At 62.6% G+C, this 20,448-nt stretch carries 23 protein-coding genes; 11 read left to right on the top strand and 12 right to left on the bottom strand.

The genetic code is table 11. The annotated features are described in order from the left end of the window. Window positions 1-249: 249 nt before the first annotated feature. Window positions 250-1,446 carry a DUF5305 domain-containing protein gene (locus tag RJT37_RS18135; RefSeq protein ID WP_313686687.1) on the bottom strand — a complete coding sequence of 399 codons (1,197 nt, stop codon included), beginning with the start codon at window positions 1,444-1,446 and terminating at the stop codon, window positions 250-252. A 182-nt stretch (window positions 1,447-1,628) separates the two neighbouring features. Here RJT37_RS18135 and RJT37_RS18130 point away from each other — a divergent pair, with 182 nt between their 5' ends. After that, window positions 1,629-1,943, top strand: coding sequence for a DUF7964 domain-containing protein (locus RJT37_RS18130; RefSeq protein WP_313686685.1), 315 nt, complete (start codon window positions 1,629-1,631; stop codon window positions 1,941-1,943). A gap of 37 nt (window positions 1,944-1,980) precedes the next feature. Here the strand turns inward: RJT37_RS18130 and RJT37_RS18125 are convergent, their stop codons facing one another. The 3 genes from RJT37_RS18125 to RJT37_RS18115 all read right to left on the bottom strand — a co-directional run bounded on the left by RJT37_RS18125 (window position 1,981) and on the right by RJT37_RS18115 (window position 4,017). Further along, window positions 1,981-2,520, bottom strand: coding sequence for a hypothetical protein (locus RJT37_RS18125; protein WP_313686683.1), 540 nt, complete (start codon window positions 2,518-2,520; stop codon window positions 1,981-1,983). After that, window positions 2,444-3,151: a signal peptidase I gene (locus RJT37_RS18120; protein ID WP_313686681.1), complete on the bottom strand. Its 708-nt coding sequence runs from the start codon at window positions 3,149-3,151 to the stop codon at window positions 2,444-2,446. Before RJT37_RS18120 ends, RJT37_RS18125 begins: the two co-directional genes overlap by 77 nt. Window positions 3,152-3,435: 284 nt before the next feature. After that, window positions 3,436-4,017: a DUF1102 domain-containing protein gene (locus RJT37_RS18115; RefSeq protein ID WP_313686679.1), complete on the bottom strand. Its 582-nt coding sequence runs from the start codon at window positions 4,015-4,017 to the stop codon at window positions 3,436-3,438. Between the two features lie 290 nt (window positions 4,018-4,307). Here RJT37_RS18115 and RJT37_RS18110 point away from each other — a divergent pair, with 290 nt between their 5' ends. Further along, the gene (locus tag RJT37_RS18110) at window positions 4,308-4,934 is read left to right on the top strand and encodes a DUF7344 domain-containing protein (RefSeq protein ID WP_313686677.1); all 627 of its coding nucleotides are present in this window, start codon (window positions 4,308-4,310) and stop codon (window positions 4,932-4,934) included. An 832-nt stretch (window positions 4,935-5,766) separates the two neighbouring features. Here RJT37_RS18110 and cofC read toward each other — a convergent pair. The 4 genes from cofC to RJT37_RS18090 form a co-directional block, all read right to left on the bottom strand. Next, on the bottom strand, window positions 5,767-6,438 hold the full coding sequence (cofC, locus tag RJT37_RS18105) for a 2-phospho-L-lactate guanylyltransferase (protein ID WP_313686675.1): 672 nt from the start codon (window positions 6,436-6,438) through the stop codon (window positions 5,767-5,769). A gap of 19 nt (window positions 6,439-6,457) precedes the next feature. Continuing rightward, window positions 6,458-7,243, bottom strand: coding sequence for a hypothetical protein (locus RJT37_RS18100; RefSeq protein ID WP_313686673.1), 786 nt, complete (start codon window positions 7,241-7,243; stop codon window positions 6,458-6,460). Continuing rightward, the gene (locus RJT37_RS18095; RefSeq protein WP_311172420.1) at window positions 7,212-8,393 is read right to left on the bottom strand and encodes a tubulin/FtsZ family protein; all 1,182 of its coding nucleotides are present in this window, start codon (window positions 8,391-8,393) and stop codon (window positions 7,212-7,214) included. Before RJT37_RS18095 ends, RJT37_RS18100 begins: the two co-directional genes overlap by 32 nt. A 420-nt stretch (window positions 8,394-8,813) precedes the next feature. Continuing rightward, entirely contained in the window at window positions 8,814-9,740 is a 927-nt protein-coding gene (locus tag RJT37_RS18090) for a complex I NDUFA9 subunit family protein (protein ID WP_313686671.1), read from the bottom strand. Between the two features lie 106 nt (window positions 9,741-9,846). Between RJT37_RS18090 and tmk the strand changes: the two genes are divergently transcribed. After that, window positions 9,847-10,452 (top strand): dTMP kinase, encoded by a 606-nt coding sequence (tmk, locus tag RJT37_RS18085; RefSeq protein ID WP_313686669.1) that lies wholly within the window; start codon window positions 9,847-9,849, stop codon window positions 10,450-10,452. A 33-nt stretch (window positions 10,453-10,485) separates the two neighbouring features. Here the strand turns inward: tmk and RJT37_RS18080 are convergent, their stop codons facing one another. Then, window positions 10,486-10,806 (bottom strand): DUF7991 family protein, encoded by a 321-nt coding sequence (locus tag RJT37_RS18080; RefSeq protein ID WP_313686667.1) that lies wholly within the window; start codon window positions 10,804-10,806, stop codon window positions 10,486-10,488. A gap of 98 nt (window positions 10,807-10,904) precedes the next feature. After that, the gene (locus RJT37_RS18075; RefSeq protein ID WP_313686665.1) at window positions 10,905-11,138 is read right to left on the bottom strand and encodes an Lrp/AsnC ligand binding domain-containing protein; all 234 of its coding nucleotides are present in this window, start codon (window positions 11,136-11,138) and stop codon (window positions 10,905-10,907) included. 106 nt (window positions 11,139-11,244) lie between these two features. Between RJT37_RS18075 and RJT37_RS18070 the strand changes: the two genes are divergently transcribed. Continuing rightward, window positions 11,245-11,928: a potassium channel family protein gene (locus tag RJT37_RS18070; RefSeq protein WP_313686663.1), complete on the top strand. Its 684-nt coding sequence runs from the start codon at window positions 11,245-11,247 to the stop codon at window positions 11,926-11,928. Next, window positions 11,928-12,158, top strand: a complete 231-nt coding sequence (locus RJT37_RS18065; RefSeq protein WP_313686661.1) for an Lrp/AsnC ligand binding domain-containing protein — start codon at window positions 11,928-11,930, stop codon at window positions 12,156-12,158. Before RJT37_RS18070 ends, RJT37_RS18065 begins: the two co-directional genes overlap by 1 nt. A 107-nt stretch (window positions 12,159-12,265) precedes the next feature. On the opposite strand, the gene RJT37_RS18060 is transcribed toward RJT37_RS18065, so the two are convergent. Continuing rightward, a complete protein-coding gene (locus tag RJT37_RS18060) occupies window positions 12,266-12,781 on the bottom strand; it encodes a DUF5813 family protein (RefSeq protein WP_313686660.1) in 516 nt (171 codons plus the stop codon). 474 nt (window positions 12,782-13,255) lie between these two features. Here RJT37_RS18060 and RJT37_RS18055 point away from each other — a divergent pair, with 474 nt between their 5' ends. Further along, on the top strand, window positions 13,256-13,630 hold the full coding sequence (locus RJT37_RS18055) for a 30S ribosomal protein S8e (RefSeq protein WP_311172412.1): 375 nt from the start codon (window positions 13,256-13,258) through the stop codon (window positions 13,628-13,630). Window positions 13,631-13,649: 19 nt separating this feature from the next. Here RJT37_RS18055 and RJT37_RS18050 read toward each other — a convergent pair whose 3' ends face one another. Beyond that, window positions 13,650-14,651, bottom strand: coding sequence for a PhoU domain-containing protein (locus RJT37_RS18050; RefSeq protein ID WP_313686658.1), 1,002 nt, complete (start codon window positions 14,649-14,651; stop codon window positions 13,650-13,652). A 369-nt stretch (window positions 14,652-15,020) separates the two neighbouring features. On the opposite strand from RJT37_RS18050, the gene RJT37_RS18045 reads away from it, so the two are divergent. The 5 genes from RJT37_RS18045 (at window position 15,021) to phoU (ending at window position 20,447) form a co-directional block, all read left to right on the top strand. Beyond that, window positions 15,021-16,082 carry a PstS family phosphate ABC transporter substrate-binding protein gene (locus tag RJT37_RS18045; protein ID WP_313686656.1) on the top strand — a complete coding sequence of 354 codons (1,062 nt, stop codon included), beginning with the start codon at window positions 15,021-15,023 and terminating at the stop codon, window positions 16,080-16,082. A 102-nt stretch (window positions 16,083-16,184) separates the two neighbouring features. Next, window positions 16,185-17,144, top strand: coding sequence for a phosphate ABC transporter permease subunit PstC (gene pstC, locus RJT37_RS18040; protein WP_313686654.1), 960 nt, complete (start codon window positions 16,185-16,187; stop codon window positions 17,142-17,144). A 1-nt stretch (window position 17,145) separates the two neighbouring features. Then, window positions 17,146-18,795, top strand: coding sequence for a phosphate ABC transporter permease PstA (pstA, locus tag RJT37_RS18035; protein ID WP_313686652.1), 1,650 nt, complete (start codon window positions 17,146-17,148; stop codon window positions 18,793-18,795). Window positions 18,796-18,797: 2 nt separating this feature from the next. Next, window positions 18,798-19,679, top strand: coding sequence for a phosphate ABC transporter ATP-binding protein PstB (gene pstB / locus RJT37_RS18030; protein ID WP_313686650.1), 882 nt, complete (start codon window positions 18,798-18,800; stop codon window positions 19,677-19,679). A gap of 90 nt (window positions 19,680-19,769) precedes the next feature. After that, window positions 19,770-20,447 carry a phosphate signaling complex protein PhoU gene (phoU, locus tag RJT37_RS18025; RefSeq protein WP_313686648.1) on the top strand — a complete coding sequence of 226 codons (678 nt, stop codon included), beginning with the start codon at window positions 19,770-19,772 and terminating at the stop codon, window positions 20,445-20,447. Window position 20,448 lies beyond the last annotated feature (1 nt).

Below are 20,448 nucleotides of genomic sequence, written 5' to 3'. Positions count from 1 at the left end.
TTATCATTGACTTCCTCCCCGCGCTGAAGCGCGAGGCTTTCTCCTCGTGCTTTTGTAAATCCCGACAAGAATCATACAATCGGACGTAATTTCGTGGAACATTTCGGCACCTCGTGGTGCCGAGAATTTCCGGATAGTTACGTTCGACAGTATCAGCATCGAGGTCTGATGGGTCGGCGATAGGAAGCCGTCATCGTCATCGTTTGCCATTTATCAGACTCATAATATGTGCTGTCCTTTAGATGTCGTTTACTCGTCTGTTGGTGTTCCTTCAGAAGAGTCGAATTCGTCGTCTGTCGCGGGCGTCACCGTAGACTCTCCGCCGGTCTGTTCAGGTTCGTCGGAATCATCTTTTGTCAGAAGGGAAGATCTTCCTTCACCGCGAGAGACTGATGGCTGATAGGTATAGAGGTAGCCGTCGTGGACCACGTAATATGCGCCGTCGTCCGGATCTTCGATGACGCTATTGTCGGTGTCGATTGCAAAGTCCACGAGTGCGCCAAGTGACGCCGCCTCGGCCCGTGGGAGGTCAAATGCTTCGTCCGGCAGTTTGATCGTCGAAATCCACTCATCAAAGTCCTCGCGCTCGTCTTCGTAGGCGAGCAATTCCTGTTCTGTTGAGGAGAGGGCAAGTCGGCCCCTGCTCCGGACTGCAACAAGACCCCCGAGGACCACGCCTGACCCGAAGAGGAGAGCAGGGCAACCAATAGTGCGTAATGGTCCGTATGTCTGCTGGACCGTTACTGTCCGAGTCGCCTCGTACTGATCGGTTATTCGTCCCTGATTGGCTGGCCGGTAGGTCCCCTGCTCCAGCGCGACTGGTAGCGTGTGCTCTACTACGTGGTCAACCTGCTGGCCGTTGACTGTTCCTTGGATATCGACAGTAGCGCGGATAACTACTTCCGGTTGTCCTGGCGCATTGTCGAGTTGTTCGTCAATTACCTCTGTTCGATTTGTCGTCTCGTTCATATTGACCGAGAACGGCACACGGATCGTCTCTCCGGGCTGGATCGAATCACTGGACGTTGTTTCTAACGATCTATTGGTCTGCCAGACCACAGTCGTGCTTTCCTGATTTTCCTCGACACTCTGCAAGACGAACTGGAGGGCCACTCTCCCGTTCAGGTCGCCACGCTCGCTCGCGTCGTACCTGAATGTGTACGTCCCGTTGAACCACGGCGAAATATCCGTAAAGTAGATCGAGCGGTTGGTGAGCGTGGTGCCGACAGGATACACGGAATTTTTCTCTGTGACAGTTGCGGAATGGTTGAACGAGCCTGTCGTCTGCCAGGAGGAGGCGATGCGCTCTTCAGTGGTGGTATTAGGACTGGCGTGGGTCGTGTAGGTGAGCCATCCGCCCACAAGCGCCAGCACGACGAGTGCAGCCACGACGACCACAAATTGCTCGTCGAGAAGCGCCCGAAGCCGAAGCAGCCAGTTGGCCATCTCGACAGACTACTACGACTCACGTATTTGTAATTGGATTCGTAATTGCTGAAAGAAAGTGTTACTCCGATTAAGGTGACCATATGTTGTAACCCTCTTCTTCCTAAATCGAGCTCTAGAGAGTGTTTGTTGTGCATAACTTTCCGTGTAGAGGGTATCCTCCTCCCGACGGAAAGCCAAAGATGAGGACAATCACTCGTCTCCCAAGTAGACCGCTCCGAAGACGAGACGTCGCTGCACTTGACGACGACCGCTTTCAGGTCAGCACCTATGGCGGTATCGTCGAGGAAGCCGAGATTCGCATCTACGCGATCAAAATCGCCGCGGGCGACACGGCCTATGCACTCTGCTTCGACGACTCACGGGAACAGTGGAAGCATCTCGCATCGGTGGACGCCGGCGACCTCGCTGCGGCCGACGAGCAACTGGACGCCGCGATCGACGACTGGGTGCAGGACAACTACGGTGGACGGTTCGAAGTTCTCAAGCCCCGATGAGGGACCGACGACTGCCGGTGGCCGGGCACCCTCGACATCACCGGTAGAGGCCCCGGACCGCCCGCCGGACGCGCGTGGCTGTGGAGACGTCCCGGTCCCGGGAGCGTCGCCGAATGCGACCCTTCCCGACGAGCGCCACGCCGACGAGGTAGAACGGCACCGCGATCAGCGTGTCGATGACGACGATAGGCGCCCACGGGTGGAACTCGTAGAGCCCCCGTATCAGGGGGAGAGGGAGTACGGCGAGGTACCGGTGTTCGGTCACGAACCGCCGGTAGTAGCCGGTCTCCGGTGGCGCGTGCAGTGTCACCGTCGCGTTTGCCACACTCTGCCCCTCGACGTATAGCTCGCGTGGCTGGACCTCGACGCCCTCGCTCGCGGGTTCGAGGTACGTCACGACCGGGAGGAGCCCGCCGTTCCCGACCGCGTACGGCTGAGTCTTGGATTCGCCGGCCGGGATGACGTTCGGGCGCTCGGAGGAGAACTCCGCGCTCACGACCTCATACTCCTGGGTGCCCGCGGGCGCGACCATCGCCGCCGTCGCCCCCACGACGAGTATCGCTGCGAACGCCCCCATCACGAGTCGGCTGTCGACGCCCGTCACCCGCGACGTGACGCGGTCCCGTTCCCCGTTCCTTCCCGTGCTTGGCACGCCACTCGCCCACGACGTACCAGAGCACCGTCCCCGCGAAGAGAAGATACGCGAGGCCCCGGGTTCCTGCAAGCGCGGATAGGTCCAGAAGGATGGCGAGTTGGCGCTGGACGGTCGAGAGGATTGACTGGATGCCCTCAACGGCGGTCCCGAGAGACGGGATGACGACGACGTGACCATTCACCTGGAAAGCTGTGGCGACTATCTGGGCACGTTTGACCGGTGGTTCCTCATCGCTCTGGTCAGTGAACGGGTTCGCGTCTCCCTTCGTTATGAATCCGCGCTCCGTGTCGTCCACGACGCGGTGGGTCGTGAGACCGCCGCCTTGGAGTTCCTCCGCACGAAACACGATGACGTCACCCGTACTTACGGAGGAATCGATCTGTACGGGGACGGCTATGAATCCGTCTCCGGGTTCCAGCGTCGGGGACATACTGTCTGTCTCAACGTACCCCAAGAGGATTGGTTGGCCGAGAACGGATCCAAGAATCAGGAATAGCACGATGAGAAGGACCGTGAGTTGTAGAACGACAATCCCCACCTTCCGCAGTCCCATATCGAGACAGAAAATGTCACTACAGAGGTTTTGTTATGCGGTTGTTTCGATTATCGGAGTAAATCCCTCTGAGCTTGAAAGTGGAGAAATTCAGAGACAGTTTGAAATGCCCAGTTAGGGAAAGACCCTATCGTCGCTGTGCTAACCAGTTCCGCGCGAACTCCTAGCGTGCCTCCTCTGTAGTCGCAGCCGTGTCAACAAATGTGAATTTACTTCTCTGTCGTGATGTATTACGCCAAAAAATAGAGGAGGACGGTCCAGCCGAGAATTACGCATTCAAGACGTTAGGCGCTTCCGTATGGCCCATCCTCATCCGTGACGGCGAATGTGATTTCGCCACCTTTGAGGCTGGTCTTGTCCCGCGCGTCAATCGCCACACCAACTAGCGTAGAGTTACCCGAGTCAAGACCGCCTCCACTTGCGTTGGTAGATTCGTACCCGCCGAAGTTGTCCCAACTCGGGTAGAAGCTATCTTCGGGGTAGCTTCCACTGTACTCTTCGTACACTTCTTTGGGGACGAAATGCCATCTACCGGGATTATTCAGTCCGGTTTTGTCGATAGTGATGTCGAGGTCGTTCGGGCCGTTATTGGTCATCCGGAAAACGCCATCGAAAGTCGTCACCGAGTCGGGATTGATACCGTTGCCGCCGTTATTGTTGTTAGTGAAGTCCAGAACGAGTTGATCCCCGCTAAACTCCGCGTACGGTGACGTCTCCTCCAGACCGAGATACGCGCTCGCGTCACCTGCCACATTAACGCCGACAGTCCGAGTCGCCTCAACACTGCCAAACGCCCCAGTGCCCATTGCAGCCGCCCCGCCGGCGGCGAGCGATCCGAGTCCGACCACGAATTTGCGTCGTTGCATTGGTTTTCTACCTCGTTTGTCGCGCCAGCGAGCCCGACATCGCCTCTGTAACCTCGTTTTCGTCGGCCGCGGCGCGCACTCATCGCATAGATGGCTAGGGATATCGTATTCCGCCGCGAGAAGCCGTTTCTCGGGGTTAACGACGTTTTTCTTGGAGTCCAAGCGACTTCCGCTACAAGTTTCGTGGAGGCCGAGAACAGTCGTTCGTACTTTTCAATTTACGATTACTATCGCCTTACTAAAAAAGCCTCAAAATAACATTGTACGGGGTACACGAAGGGTCTCTCCGTATGTCCCGGACGGGGGAGGTGGCCAGTTCAAATGTCCCTAGCAAAGCGGAGCCAGATAGTGAGAACCCTTCGACGAATGAACATAGTGAGAATCCTTCGGCTGATGAGTTATACGACATCTTCGCGAACAGACGACGGCGCTACACGCTTCACTATCTGCAGCAAGTGGACGGACGAACCGATTTGGGGGAGATGGCTGAGCAGATCGCAGCCTGGGAGCACAAGAAAGCACGACAGGAGATCACCTCGAACGAGCGGAAGTACGTGTACTCGGCACTCCAGCAACGGCATCTCCCGAAGATGCAGGACGTCGGTCTCGTCGGGTTCAACAAACGTGATGGCACTGTCGAACCCACTCCTACCCTAGACGAGATTGACGTCTATGCGGAAATCGTCGAGAAAGGCAACGTTCCGTGGGGGATATATTTCTCTGGTCTCTCTGCGGTGCATTTCGGTTTGCTCGTTCTCGTCGGCTTCAACGTGGCGCCGCTGACAGCGTTCTCCGACTTCGAATGGGCTCTTTTTTTCGCGGCCTCGTTTCTCGTGTCGTCTCTCGTGTTCCTGTACGACACGAAGCGTATGAAACTCGGCAACAGTGGCGCCCCACCGGAGGTTGAACGTCGATGACGTGGAGGCGATATTTTTTACTTGTCGTCGCGCTGCTTGTTGCAGGATCTCTCGTTGTCCCGGCTACGGCGTTTAGTTCAGTGGCTGCCGATCGGAACGTAGACGTTGCTGTTGTATCCGATGACGAGGCCTATCTTGGCATCCAAAGAGAGTGTAGTGACAATACATTACAGGTGACCGTAACCAATCGGTTTTCCGCCGGGACAACGCTGGATGTCAACATCACCATCAATGGAACAAGCAAAACAATCGACGACCTTACAGCAGGAGAGTCTCAGAGCAAGGCGTTCGATTCGTTCGGTACAAACGACACAGCTACGATTGCTGCGTCCGGTTCGGGGATCTCGGTTCATTTGACGCGGCCACTACCGACGAGATGCTGATTCCGCCCGGGTCTTTCAACCGGTTTCTACAGGCGGTTCATTACCCCCGACACGGTACGTAATGAATCCACTCGGACGGACGGCGTCTAACTTGGAATTCTGATACATCGGCTGAACAAGAATAATCAAAACGGATTATGTGAATGACTGAAAAGAACCCTCGGTAATTATTTCACCTCAAACAATTATACGCCGATACGGAGGTTTATATCCGATCGGGCGGCCAGCGACCGTGTGACGTAGGAACGGCCCCGCGTCGGGTTGCGGTATCGTCGCGTTTGCAAGTCTCCCCGTGATCGATCGCACGGCGGCGTGCAATCGGATCCGTTACCAGTTGCAAACGCGACGGTAGTTCGGCACGTCGGCGCGGGAAGTCGTGATGTGCCGACTGTTCGCCACTCTTCACGCGCTGCTACCGTCGGAACTGCCGCTAACCAACGCTGCTCGACTCACGACCGGGTGATACCGACGCGGCCGTCGTCGTCCGCGTCGATCTCGAATCCGGCGTCGACCAGCCACTCGCGGGCCCGACCGCGGCCGTGCAACAGCACTTCCACCAGATCGGGTGACTCGTCGACGTCGGTCGCGAGTCGCATCGAATCGACGACGTCGGCAGAGAGCCCCGCCGTCGCAGCGATCTCCCGGTGATCCCGGACGGACGCGCCGTGGTAATCCACCGAGAACGCCGGGTCCCGAACCACGAGCGCGTTCGTCCCCCCGCCGCGCCCCGGTGCGATGGCGACGTCGCCACCGGCGGCGAACAGCCGCCGCAGCGCGGTCGGCGTCGCGAGCGCGAGGTCGGCCATCACGACCGCCAGTTCCGACGCTTGGCCTCGATCGAGTCGGTCGAGTGCGGCGTTCACTGCGACAGTCAGCGGCCTGTCGTCGACGGTTTCGGGGACGCCGTCGAGAACGTCCGCCGACCCCCCGTTAGCGACGGGATCGTCCGCGGTGATCACGGGCTCGGGGACGAGGAGTTCGGGGGTCCCGCCGGCCTCACGGACCGCTTCGACGACGTCTCGGAGCATCGCGAGCGAAAACTGGCGGCGCTCGGGGGCTGAGAGAAGCGGAGAGAGTCTACTCTTCGGATCGCGGCCGGTGTAGGGAACCAAAACCAGCATCGAAAGGATGGTCCGGCGATCAGCCGAGTTTGTCGGGTTTGTTCTGCTGGGAGCGCCAGTAGAGGAACCCGCCGACGAGGAGCCCGATTACGACCAGTCCGCCGACGCCGTACAGCGCCAGCCGGAACCGCTGGTTCGATTGTTGGGTCTGTTCTGCCTGCTCTTGGGCCTGTCCGGCCAGGTCGGTCGCGAGGGAGAACTCCTCGCCGTTGTAGGCCTCTTTGGCGTTCTGTAGCCGTCGTTCCGCCTCCTCATCGTCGACCTGCTCGACTGCCGCGGCGGCGTCGTCGATCGCGGTCCGGGCCTCCCGGCTCTCCTCGGTGTAGTGCGTCGCAGACCAGGTGTCGATCTCGTTGGTCGACCCGCCCTCACGCGTCTGTTCGAGCGCGAGGACGGTGAAGGACTGCGCCGGGTCGTACGTGTAGTCGTCGACCGACGGGACGGTGCCGGTGATGCGGATCTCGACCTCGCTGGTACCGTCGTCGGCGACGATCGACGCGCCGGAGAAGGACTGGCCGTCGTAGGACTCCTGGGAGACCTTCGAGCCGGTCTGGTCGTAGTAGACGACCGTCCAGGTGACGTCTGTCAGTTCGGTGTTCCCGGCGAGCGTCCACTCCTCCAGTGAGGGGTTCTGGTACAATTCGGTCAGCGTGACTGTCGCGGTGACCTCGGTTCCGACCTCCGCGTCGCTCGTGACGGTCGAGTCCCCCACGGAGACGGCAGCGGCGGGGACCGTCGCGACGGAGAGGACGAAGAGACAGGCCAGCGCGAGCTTAGAAAAGCGACTCCAACTCGTCTTCGTCATCATTAACTAGATTTTCGAGGTTGTCTTCACTCTCCGATCGGATGTCGTCGATGTTGTCCTGTGCTTCGATGGCGACCTGCTGAAGCTCCTTGATTCGGGGGACGTTCGTCACACCCGAGAGCAGCACGACTGAGGCGACCCGATTCGTGTCTCCCATCGGGTAGTCACCGCCGCGGACTTCCATACTGCCGGTCTGCTCTTCGATCCATTTCCGCCCGCGCTCTATGCCTTTCCGGTTGAGATGCCGCGGGGGACCAGCCAGAACCAGCAGGGCGCGTTCGGAGCCTTCGATCTCGCAGGGAAGCGTCAGCCGGCCGAGTGCGGCCTTCCGGACCAGCGATGTGATCCGGTTGGTCGTGTGAGCGGTATCGAGGTTGTCGTCCTCGTCACTGCCCGTGATCCGCGAAAGTAACCCGCCGCCGGAGGAGTCGGTTTCGACCGTCTCGGAGGCGTAGCCGATCGTCGAGATGCCGCCGCCGGAGAGCGTGTTGATGATCTCCGAGGAGTCGACGACGCTTTCGGCGACCTCGCCACCCTGTCCGACCTCGCCGGCGCCGAAGAGGACGCCGAACCGGGTGACTATCTCCTCGTTGATCTCGTCGTAGCCGCCCTGGACGGACTCGCCGGTCTTCCGCCAGGCGTCGTTGTCGAAGACGAGGAGGTTGTCGACCTCCCGGACGAACGTCTGGAAGGATCGCGCGGCGTTCAGCGTGTAGATGCCGCCCTCGTCGCTGCCGGGCAGGACCCCCAGGCCGTAGACGGGTTCGGTGTAGATCCGCTGGAGGTGTTTCGCGAGCACGGGCGAACCGCCGCTTCCCGTGCCGCCGCCGAGACCGGCGACGATCAGGAAGGCGTCGATCTCGTGGACCGGGATGCTGTCGATTGCGCCCTGTACTTCGTCGATATCCTCCTCTGCGACTTCCGCGCCGAGTTCGTTGTCGGCGCCGACGCCGTGACCCTTCACGCGCGACTGGCCGATGAGGACCCGCTTGTCCTTCGGGATGTGCTCCAGTCCCATCAGGTCGGCCTTCGCCGTGTTGACAGCGATGGCCGCCCGGACGATGTTCGAGTTGTGGCGCTTGTCGTATTCGACAAATTTGTCGACGATCTTTCCCCCGGCCTGCCCGAAACCGATCATTGCAAGCTTCATATAATGGGTCCCCTCGCCATTGGGTGTATACCAGTGCGAAGGCGGACATAAACCTTGTGATGGGGTGAAATCGACGGCTCGGCCCTCAAACCACAGAAAACGCACGACAGCGGCGGCATCTTAATGACACCTTAGGGACGGTTCTGTCCCGTTGGCGACTCTATTTATCAGTCTTCATAATGAGCGAACGAGACACTCGGCAGAGGGCCTCCCTGTGCGGCCGGAACAGCGTCTCTGATTCGGCACGCGGAAACCGCCGCAGTAGGTGGCCGCTGCGAGCAGTACAGATAGTCGGGTGTCGTGTCACTCCGGTTCGATGTTCGAGAGAAACCGCCGTATCATACTGATTGCTCTTGTCTCTTCCCGCCGAAAGCCGTCAACGGGGTGACGCTCGGCGGGAAGACGTGAGAGTAACCAGTATCAGTCTGCCGCCGCGGCGGTGTCGCTTTTTCCCGTTCCGGCCCGACCGTTCAGATACGCGTCAAGCGTCGTGAGTTCGCCGGTGCCGATCCCGAACGCCTCGATATCGTTGTCGTCGGTGACGTTGTCGAACTGCAGCGAGCGGTACTGGTCTTTCCCCATCGGGAAGCCGGGGAGCACGTCGCCGATAGAGAGGCCGATCTTCGCGAGCGCCATCGGAAGCGGGACGACCGTGGTCGACCGTCCGTCCGAGCTGTGGATCAGCCGGGCGATCTCGGCGAGCCTGAGCTGATCCGGCCCGCCGATCTCGTAGATCTCGCCGACGTGATCGTCGCTCTCGATAGCATCAGCGAGCATCGGAACCAGGTCACCGACCCAGATTGGCTGAAAGCGGGTCCGGCCGCCGCCGGGAAGCAGGCTGATGTAGGGGGGCGCCAGCAGTTTCGTAAAGGAGACGAACTCGCCGCCGTCGCCGAACACGACCGAGGGGCGGAAGATCGTGTAGTCCAGGACCGAGTCGGTGACGATCTCCTCGGCTTCGCCCTTCGCGCGGATGTACGCCGTCGAGCCGTCGGGATCGGCGCCGAGTGCACTCATCTGGACGAACCGATCGACGCCGTGTTTCTCCGCCGCGCGTACGACGTTTTCGGTGCCGCGTCTGTGGACTTTGTCGTGCATCTCGTCGCCGCCGCTCGGCTTGAAAAGCGGCGAGAGCGCGACGAGGTTGTAGACGGCCTCTTTGCCCTCGAAGGCACTCTTGATCGTGTCATATTTCCTGATGTTTCCCATCACCTTGTTGACGCCCTTCGGCAGGTCGTCGCTGCTCGGACTGCGCGAAAGCGCCGTCACCTCGTGGTCCCGGTCGAGCAGTTCCCGGCAGAGCGTGCTGCCGATGAAGCCGCTGCCGCCGACGATTAGTACTTTCATACCCGTGATAACTCTCCGGGTGGATGTAAAGGTAATTGCCGGGGTCCGATCAGCGTCGAAACCGGGACCCAATGGGTTTTAACGAACCTGGCCGCCACGTCGAACTATGCTCATCACGCTGGAGGGACTCGACGGGAGCGGCAAAACCACCGTCTGGGAGTCGCTCCGGGAGGGACGGCCCGACGCGGTGTTCACCTGTGAACCGACCGAGTCGTGGTACGGCGACAGCGTTACGCGATCGATGCGGGACGACGACGCCGACCCGCTGGCGGAACTGTTTCTGTTCACCGCCGACCACGCCGATCACCTCTCGCGGGTCGTCCGCCCCGCGTTAGCCAACGGCCGGGTCGTGATCTCCGATCGGTACACCGACTCGCGGTTCGCCTACCAGGCGGCGGCGCTTGCGGACTCGCCACTCGCCGACGAACTGGACCCGCTCGAATACATCCAGTCGATCCACGCGCCCTTCACCCGCCCGCCGGACGCGACAATCTACCTCGATATCGATCCCGAGACGGGGGCCGAGCGAGCGGGCGCGACAAACAAGTTCGAGCGGGCCTCGTACCTCGAAGCAGTTCGAGAAAACTACGAACGCCTGATCGAGGCCGACCCCGAGCGGTTCGTCCGGGTCGATGCCGCCCGGTCGCCATCGGCGGTCGCCGAGACTGTCGAGCGACGCGTCGACGAACTGATCGACGGCGAGCGATCGTAGTCCTCTACGATTGCGACGACGCCGTGTGTTCTCCTACTGCCGGTCGGGAAGGTCGTACTCCTCGGGAGCCGGGACGTAGAGCGTATCGATCGTGAATCCGAGCGCCAGCGGAATGCCGATGGCGGCGCCGAGCAGCGCCGTCGCGCCGAGGTTCAACCCGGCGCCGATCGGGAAGACGCCGAAGAACACGAGCGTCGTCACGAGCAACACCACGGGGATGAGCACGAGCGAGTAGATCACGTACCCCCAGCGCGTCTGCAGGCGGAGGCGGAAGAACCGGGTCAACACCGCCGCAAAGAGCGTCTGGAGGGCAAGCACCGCCCCGAAGAGGACGAGTCCGAGGACCGAAACCATACCGGCGATAGGGGGGCAGAGAACTTTACGCGTTCGGCTCCTGGTCCCGGGGCTCCATTGCAGTCTGCGGTGCTGCCGGCTCACCCGACCGGGGGTAATTAATCGTCCATCGAGATGTAGGTCTTGGTGTCCGTAACGCCCGCCAACCCCTGAATCCCGCTTGCCGAGGCGTCGAGAATCTCGTACACCGCATCCGCACTCACCTCGGCGATGAGATCGTAGGCCCCCGCGACGACGTGTGCCTCGGTCACGTTTGCGAGCTTTCGGACGTCGTCGAGGACCCGTTCGGACTCCCCTGCGCCGGTTTTTACCAGTATGAACGCGTCGACCATACAGTCGCGGTACGTGATACCTTCTCATAGAGTTTGTGCCGTCGGTGGAATCCCGACCGGTCGTTCCGGAGAAACATTATTCACACCTGGCGGCGTACGTCGTTGTATGCGGTTCGTTATCATTGGTGCAGGTCGTGTCGGACTCCGGACCGCCCGGGTCCTCAGAGACGAGGGACACGCCGTCACGCTCGTCGAACGGGACCGCGACAACGCCGAGCGCGCCCGCGATCTGGGGTTCGACGTCGTCGAGGGCGACGGCTCCCGCGAGTCGGTGCTTTTCAATGCCGGCATCGAGGGCGCCGACGGTCTCGGCGCGCTGACGAGCGACCTGAACGTCAACTTCGCGGCGTGTTCGATCGCGAAACACCACCGCACGTGGACGGTTCTCCGGGTCGACGAGGACTACCGCGAGGAGGTCTACCGCGAGTACGCCGACGAGGTCGACGAGGTCGTCTACCCCGAACGCCTCGGTGCGATCGGCGCGAAGAACGCGCTGCTCGGCGGGTCAGTACGGGCGATCGCCGACGTCGCCCAGCACATTCAGGTGGTCCTGATGACGGTCACCGAGGATTCGCCGATGCTGGGCTACACGATCGAGGAGGTAGCGTTACCCGCGAGTGCCCGCGTTCTCGCGTTCGGGAAGGCCGACAATCCGATGGGGTTGCCGCTCTCGGACGACTCCCTGGAGGTCGGCGATCGGCTGGCCGTCATTGCGGACTTCGACGTGTTAGAGGAGGTCAGACAGCTGATCGTCGGTGAAACGCTCGCGCCCGAAGGGGGGACGGCCTGATGGTTATCGCCTACGTGATGGTGAAGGCGGCAACCGGGGAGGTCGACCGGCTGAAATCGGAGATGTCGGAGATCGACGGCGGCATCGAGAGCGTCAGCGTCGTCGCCGGCGACGTCGACTACATCGTCAAAGTCAAGGTCGGGGGCCCGAGCGACGTGAAGTCGATCGCGACGTCGATCCACGAACTGAGGGGGATCGAGGACACCCAGACGTACATCGCGATGGAGTAGCGCCCCACCGTCGACTGGAGCCGCTCATACTGGTTACTCTCACGTTTTCCCGCCGAGCGCCCTCAACGGGGGTGGCGCTCGGCGGGAAGAGACGAGAGTAATCAGTATCAAAGGGGCGTACCGCCCGGACTTCCGCCCGCAGCGTCGGCCGCCTGTTCGATCAGTCCCGTCACTGGCTCCGTGTACTGGTAGCCGGGGATCACCCCCTGGACGTACGTCCCTTCGACGTACTCGACGGCCGCGACGGCGTCATCGACTGCGCGTCGTGCGTCGAGACCGGTGAGCGTGATCCGGACGATCACGGCGTCCGCCGCCCGCTCGACGTCGACGTCCGGATCCGAGCCAGCGATCGCGCTGTCGACGTCCTCGGTCCGGAGCGCGAAGGTGTCGAACCAGCCGTCCTCGACGACGGGCGCGACCCGGTCTTCCGTCACAGCATCGAGCGTCGGAACCCGGACAGTCAGCGAAACGACTGCGGCGCTCCCGTCGCTCCCGAGTTCGATCTCCCCCTCGAAGGCTGTCGTCGTCACCGCGTAGTGGTCCTCCCGGCGCTCGATCGAGTCGTGGCTCCCGGCGGCGCGTTCAGCGCGCGCGAGTGCGTCGTCCTCGTCGCTTTCAGTCATTGTCTGCAACAGACGCCGCGACGACAAAAGGGTCCCGCGTCCGGGTCCCGCCCGGTCCGGTCGGAGGCAGCGGTCGAAAAAGCCGCCTGGAGGTTGTCGCGTCCTCACAGGAGATATTCGCATCACGGCGTCGTAGACGTATCAACCAGCTAATCGTCGTTTCCGAGTGCGGCACGTTTAAGTGTCTACCAGCCATTCGCCAAAACGACGCTTCGTCTGGAGGGCCGAAGCGTCAGCGGGGACCAATTCAGGGCGGCAGCGGCCGTCCGGGCTGTTCCCGGACGGCTGCTCCCTTTTCGAGGAACTACCGACGGAGAGCCGTCAGTGTCGTTCGGTCTGCTGCCACCAGCCCCGCGACGAGACGACAACAACCCGTAGCGGCGCGTGAGGCGACCGACTGCGGCCTCTGCCGGAGGGAGTTCGACACGTCCCCACTTCGAGCGATTGAAGTACTCACCCGGCCAGTTACCCCGTATGCAGGACCAAGGACGTTCCAAGCGGAAGCGAACCGGCGGTCGACGCCGACGCTCGCACGACAAAAAGCGCCACCAACTGGGCCGGCAGCCCGCCGAGACGACCGTCGGCGAGCCGCGGTTCCAGGTCATCGATGCTCGCGGCGACGACCACAAGATCCGGGCGCTCTCGGCGAACGTGGCGCAGGTCGCCATCGACGGCGAGGTGACCGAAGCCTCGATCGAGAACGTCGTCGAGAACCCGGCCAACGTTAACTACGCCCGCCGGAACATCATCACCAAAGGTGCGATCATCGAGACGGACGAAGGGCGCGCCCGCGTGACCTCCCGACCGGGCCAGACGGGACAGGTCAACGCCGTTCTGGTCGAAGAATAGCGTCGTTCGGACGGCGGCGTCAGGGCGACGGCGCGGCTTTCTGGAGCGCGGTCTCGGCGATGTTGCCGCCGTAGTCGGCGCTCCGCGAGACCGAGTCGACGATCAGCCCCAGCAGCTGCGCCCGTGCCGGATCCAGTTCCTGCAGCAGTTCGTCCACGTCGCGCGCCCGTTTGTCGATCCCCTGCACCGACTCCCGGGCGTCGTTCGCGAGCTCCGTCGCCTCGGTGCTATCCTCGGTGAAGAGCGCGTTCATTCCGTCGTCGATAATGGAGTGTGACTCCTCGCGGAGCTTCGTGAGCGCCTCGACGACCTCCTGGGGGAGCGGCTGCTCGAACTCCAGGGTGAGGTGTGCGATCTTCGTCGCGTGGTCGGCGATCCGTTCGAGCTGACGGGCCGCCGACTGGTAATCGAAACAGACCTCCCGAGTGACACCGAGTTCCTCGGCGGCCTTCGGCGTCCGGAGCGTCGATCGGAAGATACGCGAGACCACCATCCACAGCCGGTCGACGTCGTCGTCGCGCTGGATCACGTCGCGGGCCATCTCCTCGTCCAGTTCCGCGAGTGCGTCGACGGCGTCGGAGAGCATCGAAAGCGAGATGAGACGCATCCGCCTGACCGCGGTGTGGATCGAAAGCTCCGCCGAGTCCAGGAGGTCGCGGATGACCACCTCGTCTCTGGTCTCTTCGAGGACTTCGAGGCCGACGAGGCTCTGGGTCGCCTCCCTGATCGTCTTCCGTTGACCGGTCGTGATGCGTGAACTCTGCAGCGAGATGATGTCGAAGCCGCTGACGTACATCGTCGTCACCGCGCGCGTGAGTTCCTCGCCCTCGAGGTCGGTCACGTCAAGCGTTCCCTCGGTGCGTTCCTCGCCGTTTGCGGGCGCCAGAAACAGGGAGTCACCTTCCGGATAGAACTCGACGACGCTCCCGGCCGAAACGTCGTTTTCAGTCGCCCACTCCTTCGGAATCGACACCGTATACGTCGATCCGCCGGTGACCTGCACCTTCCGGGTTTCCACCATAGCCGGCGGTTGGGAAGCTCCCAATATAAACTTGCTCATATCTATATAGAGAGGTGATCTCCTCCCGTCGCTGGCGTCGGTAACGCGTCGAAATCACGGCGGCGCGACGCCGACCCGGAAGATCTGCCCAGTCTGAATCGAACCGAGCCGCTGCACGCCGGGATCTGTTTTCAGCGGAGGAGGCCGCCGGTTTCGGGGATATTTTCGCAATTTCGAGTTAATCACACCAACTCCGGAACGAGAACTGGAGGACTCTACCACGAGAAGGGTTACCAGGGATCTCGGGCACTCGGCAAAATATAGAACGGTATTTCATCTATATAGCCATATTAGTAGCGGTTTTATTATCCCTACGGATACGGAGAGATAATGAGTCGCGAACCCAGATGCGACCGGACTTTTTCGCGCCGCGATCTCCTCGCGGGGATCGGCGGCCTCGGCGTGCTCGGTCTTGCCGGGTGTACCCAGCGGAATCCGAATCTCGATACGAGCGCAGAGCCGACGGCAGCCGGTTCAGACGGCGGCGGGCGCGACGACGATTCGGGACCCCTCTCGGGCGATATCGACATTGCGGGCTCCTCGACGGTGTTCCCACTCGCGACGGCGATGTCGGAACGGTTCGAGGCGGAACACCCCGAGGTGGACACCAGCCTCCAGTCGACGGGCTCCGGCGGGGGGTTTGCGAACTACTTCTGTACGGGGCAGACCGACTTCAACAACGCCTCCCGGCCGATTCAGCCGGAGGAAGAAGACCAGTGTGCCGACAACGGCGTCGAGCCGGTCGAACTGAAGGTCGCGACCGACGCACTGACCGTCATCGTCAACAACGACAACGACTTCATCGGCGAGGGGCTGACCGTCGAGCAACTCCGGCAGATCTGGTCCGCCGAATCGGACACGGAGACGTGGGCCGACGTCAACGACGAGTGGCCCGCGGAACCGCTGGAACTGTACGGCCCCTCCGACGCGTCCGGAACGTACGACTACTTCAACGAGGCCGTGATCGGCGAGGAGGGACCGGGCCACCGGCAGGATTACTCGCCGACAGAGCAGGACCGGACCATCCTGCGGGGGGTCGCCGGCTCGACGTATGCGATGGGCTATCTGGGCTTTGCGTACTACAGCCAGAACGAGGAGACCGTTCAGGCGGTCCCGATCAGCGAGGGTGACGGCGACTACGTCGAGCCGTCGCTGGAGACCGCCCTCGAAGGGGAGTATACGCCGCTCTCGCGACCGCTTTTCACGTATCCGAAGGTTTCTGCGCTCCGGAAGGAGCACGTCGAGGCGTTCGCCCGGTTCTGGATCGACAACGCGACCAGCCGGGAGATCGTCGCCGACGAAGTCGGCTACGTCCCGCTGAGCGAGTCCGAACGGGAACAGATGTTGGGCCGGATCTACGCGGCTGTGGAGGGGCTGTCGGACGATGATTGACTGCATTCACGGCTGTCAGGCGATGACTGACCGCAGCCACTGCCGTCGGACAATGGTTGACTGCATTCACCGCTGGATGGACGCTCCCACGGAGGCACATAGATGAGCACGGACGAGTTGGAGACGGACATCACGACGCAGACGGCGAACGCGCCGAGAGAACTCCTGACGCGGACGTTCTTCTTTTTGTGCGCCGCGCTTTCGATCGTCACGACGGTCAGCATCGTCGTCTTGCTGGTCTCGGAGGCGTCGAAGTTCTTCACGATCACGGCGCCGCTCTTCGGCGTGACCGGGGAGACGGCGTCGCTCGTCGACTTCCTCACCGGCACGACCTGGGAGATAACGAACGGCGAGTTCGGCGTCCTCGCGCTCGTGTCGGCGACGGTGATGGTCACCATCGGCTCGGCGGTCATCGCGATCCCGCTCGGCGTCGCGACCGCGATCTACCTCAGCGAGTACGCCACCCCGAGAGCGCGGTCGGTGCTGAAGCCGGCCCTGGAGGTCCTCGCGGGCGTCCCGACGGTCGTCTACGGCTTCTTCGCGCTCATCTACATCACGCCCGCGCTCTCGGTCGTCTTCCCGTCGATCGGGACGTTCAATATGCTCTCTGCGAGCATCGTCGTCGGGATCATGATCGTCCCGATGGTCGCCTCGATCAGCGAGGACGCGATGTCGGCCGTGCCCGACGACCTCCGGCAGGCGGGCTACGGGATGGGGGCGACGAAGTTCGACGTCGCGACCGGGATCGTCGTCCCCGCGGCGCTGTCGGGGATCTTCTCCTCGTTCATCCTCGCGCTCTCGCGGGCGATCGGCGAGACGATGGCCGTGACCATCGCCGCCGGGTCGCGGGCGCAGTTCCTCAACCCGGTCAACCCCGCGTCGTTTCTGGACGGGTCGCTGCCGATGACGGCGGCGATGGTCCAGTTGCTCCTCGGGGACATCACCGGGGGCGGCCTGGCCTACCGCAGTCTGTTCGCCATCGGCCTCGTCCTGTTCGTGATCACGCTGATAATGAACGCCATCAGCGACCTCGTCGCACAGCGGTACCGGGAGGAGTACTGAGATGGCTGCCGAAACCGACACCATCGAGAGCTTCGGACAGGTGAGTCGGGTCGCGGACACCGTCTTCCGCTATCTGCTCTTCGCGGCGACGATGGTCGGGATCGTCACGCTCGCGATACTCGTCGTCTACGTCGCCAACGACGCGGTCCGGCCGCTGACCGCGGACCCCGGCTGGCATCTGACGTTCTTCCTCACGCTGGTCGCGCCGGCGCTGCTCGTCGGCTGGATGGTCCGCCGTCGTGACCCCGGCGCGCTCACGTTCGGTGCCCTGCTCGTCGGGATGCTGGTGGTCTCGCTGATGTTCAGCGGCGGCGTCGCGCTGCTTTTGATCGACGTCGTGTTCCCGATCGACGCCGTCGCCGTCGCGCTCGGAGTCGGCGTCCCAGCCGCGGTCACGGTCGTTCTCACCCGGTACGCCCACCGGATCACCTTCACCGCGCGGCTGCTCGCGACGACAGCCGCGTTCTACCTCTCGCTGTTCGGCCTGCCGGGGCCCGTGGGGAACGCCCTCGGCGTCCCGCAGTTGCTTCCGAGTCTCGTCCGGTTCGTCCGGTTCTATCCGGTGATCCCGCTCGATTGGATGCTCGTCGTCGCCGTCGTCGGCGTGGGCTCCGCCGCTGCAGTCGGTTCGTTCGTGGCTGGAGTCCGGAACCGAAAGGCAGGATTACTCGCGGGCGGCACAGCGCTCTTCGCCAGCGTCGTCGCCGGCCTCGGCGGCCCGGTCGTCGGCGTCGATCCGGTCCCGGCGGTCGTGATCACCGGCGTCGCCTTCGTGCCCACCGTGACGTACGCCTGGCGCGGGGCGACAGCCGAGGAGGGGTCGCCGCTGGGACTGGCGTTCGCCGCGACGGTCGGCGGCGGAGCGCTGGTCGGCGCCGCGGCCGTCGACGCCCTCGGGTTCGCCGGGCCGCAGTCGTGGGTCGACTGGGGCTTCCTGACGGCCGCCCACAGCGGTACTGCGGCGGAAGCGGGCCTGTACCCCGCCATCGGCGGTTCGATCCTCCTGATGGTGACGGTCGCGGCGCTGTCGTTCCCGCTGGGCGTCGGTGCGGCGGTGTACCTGGAGGAGTACGCGCCGGACAACGCCCTGACGCGCTTCGTCGACGTCAATATCTCGAACCTCGCTGGCGTGCCGTCGGTGGTCTACGGGCTGCTGGGTCTCGGGGTGTTCGTGACGTACCTCGGACGGTCGGCGGGGACGGTGCTCGTCGGCGGCGCGACGCTTGCGCTCTTGATTCTGCCGATCGTCATTATCTCCGCGCGCGAGGCGATCCGGTCAGTCCCGGCGGATATGCGGCAGGCCTCCTACGGGATGGGCGCAACACGGTGGCAGACCGTCAAGAACGTCGTGCTGCCGGAGGCGTTCCCCGGTATCCTGACTGGCACGATTCTCGCGCTCGGCCGTGCGATCGGCGAGACGGCGCCGTTGATTATGATCGGCGCGCCGAACGTCGTGTTCAACCTCCCGACCGGGTTCGGGTCGAAGGTGAGCGCGATGCCGCTGCAGGTGTACGCGTGGTCGACCCTCTTCGCGAGCGAGGACTTCTATACCAAGGCGGTTCCCGCCGGGGTAGTTGTCCTGCTTGCGGTGCTGCTTGCGATGAACTCCGTCGCGATCGTCCTGCGGAACCGATTCGAACGGACTGACTGACAATGAGCAAGGAAACACACAACGAGCGGACGGCACAGGAGAATCGAACGCGGGATCCGACCGACGATGGGATGTCGATCCGGACGGACGTCAGCGGAGGCGTCACCGCGAGTGAAACAGCCTTCCGGGACCGCGAGACGGTCGTCAGGGCCGAGGACATCAGCGTCTGGTACGGCGACGATCAGGCGCTTTCGGGAATCACGATGGACATCCCCGAACGGAGCGTGACCGCGATGATCGGTCCCTCGGGCTGTGGGAAGTCGACGTTCCTCCGGTGTATCAACCGGATGAACGACCTCATCGACAGCGCGCGCGTCGAGGGCGACCTCTATCTCCGCGGGAAGAACGTCTACGACGACGACGTCGACCCGGTGGCGCTCCGACGGCGCGTCGGGATGGTGTTTCAGGAGCCGAACCCGTTCCCGAAGAGCATCTACGACAACGTCGCCTACGGGCTGAAGATCCAGGACAAGCCCGGCGACTACGACGAGATGGTCGAGGAGTCGCTCAAGCGCGCTGCGCTGTGGGACGAGGTGAAAGACCGCCTCGACGAATCGGGGCTGGAACTGTCCGGCGGCCAGCAACAGCGGCTCTGCATCGCACGGGCGATCGCGCCCGATCCGGAGGTGCTCCTGATGGACGAGCCAGCCTCCGCGCTGGATCCGGTCGCGACCTCCCAGATCGAGGATCTGATCGAGGAACTTGCCGAAGACTACACGGTCGTCATCGTCACGCACAATATGCAGCAGGCCGCCCGCATCTCGGATCAGACGGCGGTGTTTCTCACCGGCGGCGAACTCGTCGAGTTCGACGACACCGGGAAGATCTTCGAGAACCCCGAGAGCGGGCGAGTCGAAGACTACATCACCGGAAAGTTCGGGTGACCGACCGATGCGTGTCCATCTGCCCCCGTCGGTATCGTTCGGTCTCCCCGCCTCGACAGTATTAAACCGCAATCGAGTGATCCGGTAATTATGCCCAGAGAGGAGTACCAGGAGTCGCTCGCGAGCCTCCGAGACGACGTTCTCTATATGAGCGAGGTCGTCGCCGAGCGGCTCCGCTTGGGCCTCGATGCGCTCGAACAGAAGGACAGCGAGGTCGCCCGAGAGGTCGTCGAGGGCGACGACGAGGTCAATCAGATGTACCTCGATCTCGAAGCCGAGTGCGTCGATCTGATCGCGCTACAGCAACCGGTCGCTTCCGACCTCCGCTTTATTGCGGCGTCGTTCAAACTCATCACCGATCTCGAACGCATCGGCGACCTCGCGGTGAACCTCGCGCAGTACGCCGAAGACGCCGACCGGGACGTCTTCCCGGAGGTCGACGTCCAGCAGATCGGCGTCGAGACCCTGGAGATGCTCGAATCCGCGATGGCCGCCTACGCCGACGAGGACGTGGAAGCGTGCTATGCGGTCGCCGAGCACGACGACGAGGTCGACGCGATGTGTGAGGCCGCGAGCGCGACGGTCGTCCGCGACCTCATCGAGGGCGACCCGTTCGGCGAGCGGACCGCCGACGCGGAGGCGTATATGGGGGATATCTCCAGGCTGTTACTCACGATCCGCGATCTCGAACGCGTCGGCGACCACGCGGTCAACATCGCCGCGCGGACGCTGTATATGATCGAAGACGACGCCGAACTCCTGTATTGAG

Source organism: Halobellus marinus, from assembly GCF_032113415.1.
In the GTDB taxonomy this organism is placed as follows: domain Archaea; phylum Halobacteriota; class Halobacteria; order Halobacteriales; family Haloferacaceae; genus Haloquadratum; species Haloquadratum marinus.
The sequence above is the reverse complement of the archived record's forward strand: the minus strand, read 5'-3'. Positions and strand labels throughout refer to the sequence as shown.